This is a genomic window from Acrocarpospora corrugata (genome assembly GCF_009687845.1).
GTDB classification, from domain to species: Bacteria; Actinomycetota; Actinomycetes; order Streptosporangiales; family Streptosporangiaceae; genus Acrocarpospora; species Acrocarpospora corrugata.
Window position 1 is genome coordinate 1 of the sequence record NZ_BLAD01000160.1, and the last position, 4257, is coordinate 4257.

A 4257-nucleotide genomic window follows, 5' to 3' on the forward strand; every position below is an offset into this window, starting at 1 on the left:
TGGCAGCGTGAACATCGGTCTTGAGATCCGCCGCTTGGCGGCCTCAGCCCCGTCCAGTCCCCCCAGAACTCCCTGCAGAAGAACATCCGCTTCTAGGAAGAGCCGGACGTGTCCCGCACTCGGATCTCCGACGCCCGCCCAGCGGCATGTGAAGACGTTGCCGGATGGTGCTTATACCTGCACCATTGCGGTCAGCAGTGACGGCCGGCGGTCAAGGAGCATCGGTGACGGGCATTTGGCATGACGAAGGAAAAGGGCTGGTACCTCTTCCAGCGCAGCCGTACGCGAACGAGCAGGCGCTTCACAGCAGTATCGAACGCGCTCCCGCGATGTTGCCGCTTCCCGGTCAGCCAAGACTAGTGATCCTGGGTCGGGAGGTGCAGCTCGGCAATGGCTACGCCGATCTCGTGGCCGTGGATGCCGATAGCGGGCGACCAGTGGTCATTGAGGTGAAACTCGCTGCCAATTCGGATCGGAGAACCGTTTTCGCACAGGTACTCGGATACGCGTCCTATATATTCCGGCTGTCGGCGACCGCGTTCGAAGAGCTGATGCAGCCTCATGTGACCGTACGTGGGCACGCGACTGTCGCCGATGCGGTGGCTGCGGAGGTCGGTGATGGGTTGTTCGATATCGAGACCTTTCGCAACGGCATGGCTGAGGAATTCGAGAAAGGGAATGCCCGCTGCGTTGTGGTCCTCGATGCCGCGCCAGCCGACTTGATCGAGCTCGCCGGGTATCTGCAGACCGTCACCAACGATCGGCTGGATATCGATCTGGTGACGGTGATGGCCTACGACGTGCGTGGCAGCCAGGTACTCGTCCCGCAACTGGTCGAGCCGGAGCGCGCTTTGGCGGCCTCGGTTTCGCCGTCGAGGATTCAACGGGAGGCCAAGCCGACTCAGGGATCGGCTTCCTTCCGCGACAGCATCGACAGCGCCGATCCCTCCCACCGCGAACTACTCCGCCGGCTGTGTGACTGGGCAGAGCGATTGCAGTCAGATGGTCTGGCCACCCTCTTCACCACTGTGGGCAAGGGCCGCTGGATCCTCAATCCGCGTCTTCCCGGTCAGAGCCGTGGAATGTTCATGATCTGGAGTGACGGAGGCGCCTATGTCAGCCCGCAACGCACCGTCATCCAAGCCGAGGCGCCGAACACACTGGCTCGCCTGGACGAACGGCTTCCCGGCCAGATCGGTCAGAACAACTACCTGAAGTGCGACATCAGTGACGAGGTGCTCGCGCTCCTGAGGAGTGCCTACGAGGAATCTGCTAACCGCAAAACTGCCTAGACGTGCGTTCAGCGGCAGATCCGGACGTAATCCGCTGTCCATGGCAGATTCAGCCACTCCTCAGTCACGCAGCCTTCCTCGAAGTATCACCGTCCAGCTGCCTCGCCTCGGGCCAGCGCAGACTTGACGGTGGCGTGGGGCGCGTCGGAGGCGATGTCCAGTGCGACCATGCTCACGGGCTCGACATGCCTTCGCCACTGACCCCATTGGCGCGAAGGCTTCAAGTACGGCCTGACGATCGCCTCGAAGCTACCGTCCGACGCCAGACAGCACTACAATCCAGCCAATCGGAGCATCCGTAATCCGTGACACAGGGGAAATTATGGCTTTCGTTCAACCCACGTTGTTTATACCAGACGATATTGAAGCACGTTTGTTGACCGGTGAGCTTGTGAGAATCGGAAGTGTAGTTCGCGACCTCGCGGGACGCATTTTCACACATTTGCCAGAAGTGCCACGTCCGGTGGACACACAGGAAGGCGCCCTGAGGGGTATCGCGAAGGCATTGACGAACCCCAAGTCCATCGCTATCGGACTGGGTGTAGTAGCAGTAGTGGCAACCGCGGGATGCGTAGGCTTTTGGGCGGGGAAGAGGAAGCAGGGTACCGAGCCTGAGATGCCAAATTGTGTCGAGAAGTTCAATGCCTCGTTGGGTGCTTACTTGGAAGCGGTCCGCAACGGATGCCTCGATGCAGATGTCCTCGATCGTCTAATCTCGGATTTGGATGCCCTCAAGGAGGAATCTGACGGCGGCAGAATAATCGTTGGTTTTTCGGCTGATCAGCTGGATACGCTGGTCAATCATGTGGCTGATTACACGAGGAAACTTGCCGAATCGAATCAGATTGAATTGAGCGAGCTTCAAGAGTCAACATCTCATTCTGAGGACAACAGTCCTTCCCAGACAATTATTGACTTGCGTCGCTATCTTGGAGTCCAAAAGCAAATCTTCAACAGAGCGGCATAGTCAACTACTGGTCAGAGCGTTGAGCCGACACCGAAGAGGAAGCCGAGTCGCAGATCGCGGACTCATCTCGGCATGAGAGGTCGACTCCAGCCCCGCACGGAGCGCCACTCCGGGCGCCGTGCGGACCGATACACGACGGACGGAGCCGTCATGATGAGCGGCACCGCGTCATCGTGAACGTGGCGGGCGGATTTCGGCCCGGTAATAGCCGGTGTCGCATGTTCATAGGGAATGGCGTCCCGTGTTCGTCGGGAGTGACGTCCAACAAGTGGTTGGCGCAGGCGCACGGGCACACTCGTTCAGCAGTTGGCGATGGCGATCGAGACGACGCTCTCTGACGACGGGTGAGCCGGCGAACGAGCGCGGCGCGGCCCGCCCACCCGAAGCTCGACTCTGCGGATGGGTCGTGCGAGACGTGTACGAGAAGCGTTGTGAGCTGCGGAAACGTTAAGGACCGGGCTGGGGAGGTCCGGCGCGGGACGGCTGGGCATGGCCGAAGCTTTGCTTGACGGCTTGTCCCTCCTCCTGCCTGGCGGCAGGTATTTGCAGAGGTGACAGGGACCAGGTGACCCGGTGATCGGGCCACATCACCATGACCCAACACCCCATCCAACCCGACCCGTTCGTCCACCAGCCCACCTTGGCCCGCTTCTGTGGTGACGATCCTTCCTGCGGAACACCCCCGGCCACGGTCCGCGCGGCCGAGGAGGCGGCTCGGCGGCACCTGCCGTTGAGCGTGTGGCTGGCGGCTGACGATGGCGAATCCGCACCCGCGTGCGACAACGGCTGCTGCGTTCCGGTGAGCGGTCCGCTTACCAAGCATCTGGTGTCGGCCTGCACCCGGCTGGGCGAGACCGTAATCGACATCAACGCCGCCGATCACCACCTCATCTCGAACGCGATCTCCATGGGGTGACGCGTCACCGCCACGTTCCCCGACGCCCAGTTGGCGGTTGCGGCCTGGCATGCCCTGAAGCGCATGCATCCCGCCCACCACCTGCGAGGCGCCGATCTCCGCGTGGCGAAACTGGGCGCGATCCATCTGACCTTGCAGGAGCACCGGGGTACCGCCGCCCTCGTCGTGCTCAAGCACACATGCCCACCCTCGAACCGCCTCAGCCGCTCGTCCGGCTCCGCCGAGGAGGCCGCCACCGGTTGGAGAGGCGATGAGGTGGCCGTGATGGCCGAGTTGCTGAAGCCGGGTGGGCGCCTGGTCGTGGTGACCGGCCTGCACCAGATCGAAGGCCGAGCTGCCGATCCGAATCCGCAGATCATCGCCCGCGCACAGCAGGCGGGGCTGACCTATCTGCAGCACATCATCGCCCTGGGTTTCCTCGCACGAGGGGAAATGATCAAACCTCCGCCGTCGAGCCCCCGGCCCGCCGAGGGACTCCGCTCAGTATGCGCCGGGCTTCCCGCCAGCACCCGCGTTCACTCCGACCTGCTCATCTTCGTCAAACCCACTTCGGCCGGCCCGCCTGATTCCCCTGCCGAGGACGCACTCGGCCAGCGGGACAAGGAGGAATCTCGATGAAGCCAACGGCGTCGGTCTGGGCGACGGGCCAGCAGCAGTCCCGTCACCAGCGCAAGGACCGCTATGTCGCGGCATCGATGAGGCATCCCGCCAAGATGCTGCCCGCTATCGCCGCCAAGGTGATCGACACCTACAGCGCGCCGGGCGAACTCGTGGTCGATCCGATGTGCGGAATCGGCACCACCCTGGTCGAAGCCGTCCACCTTGAACGGCACGCGGTGGGCATCGAGTTCGAGCAGCGGTGGGCCGACCTCGCGCTCGCCAACCTGGCCCACGCCCGCCGCCAGGGCGCACCGGGCACCGGACGGGTCATCACCGCCGACTCCCGCTCCATCGGCGCGCTGCTGCCGGAGTTGGCCGGTCGGGTCGCCCTGGTTCTCACCTCGCCGCCCTACGGAGCCGCCACTCACGGCCACGTTCGATCCAGCCGTGACAGCGGTCAGCCCGGGGTGACCAAATGGAAT

Annotated in this window: 5 protein-coding genes; all 5 read left to right on the forward strand. The window is 63.1% G+C overall.

Annotation, left to right across the window (positions count from 1 at the left end):
• Nucleotides 1-224 precede the first annotated feature (224 nt).
• On the forward strand, nucleotides 225-1292 hold the full coding sequence (locus Acor_RS41740; protein ID WP_155342287.1) for a PDDEXK family nuclease: 1068 nt from the start codon (nucleotides 225-227) through the stop codon (nucleotides 1290-1292).
• Nucleotides 1293-1614: 322 nt separating this feature from the next.
• Nucleotides 1615-2259: a hypothetical protein gene (locus Acor_RS41745; RefSeq protein WP_155342288.1), complete on the forward strand. Its 645-nt coding sequence runs from the start codon at nucleotides 1615-1617 to the stop codon at nucleotides 2257-2259.
• Nucleotides 2260-2851: 592 nt separating this feature from the next.
• Nucleotides 2852-3175: a hypothetical protein gene (locus tag Acor_RS41750; protein WP_155342289.1), complete on the forward strand. Its 324-nt coding sequence runs from the start codon at nucleotides 2852-2854 to the stop codon at nucleotides 3173-3175.
• 30 nt (nucleotides 3176-3205) lie between these two features.
• Nucleotides 3206-3793, forward strand: coding sequence for a hypothetical protein (locus Acor_RS41755; protein WP_155342290.1), 588 nt, complete (start codon nucleotides 3206-3208; stop codon nucleotides 3791-3793).
• A partial coding sequence (locus tag Acor_RS41760; RefSeq protein ID WP_281353319.1) for a TRM11 family SAM-dependent methyltransferase occupies nucleotides 3790-4257 on the forward strand: 468 nt, incomplete at its 3' end. The genes Acor_RS41755 and Acor_RS41760, both read left to right, overlap by 4 nt.

Excerpts from the sequence above, each read along its gene's own strand:
- Acor_RS41750 (WP_155342289.1), top strand. The coding sequence starts at position 2,852 with ATGACCCAACACCCCATCCAACCCGACCCGTTCGTCCACCAGCCCACC.
- Acor_RS41745 (WP_155342288.1), top strand. The coding sequence starts at position 1,615 with ATGGCTTTCGTTCAACCCACGTTGTTTATACCAGACGATATTGAAGCA.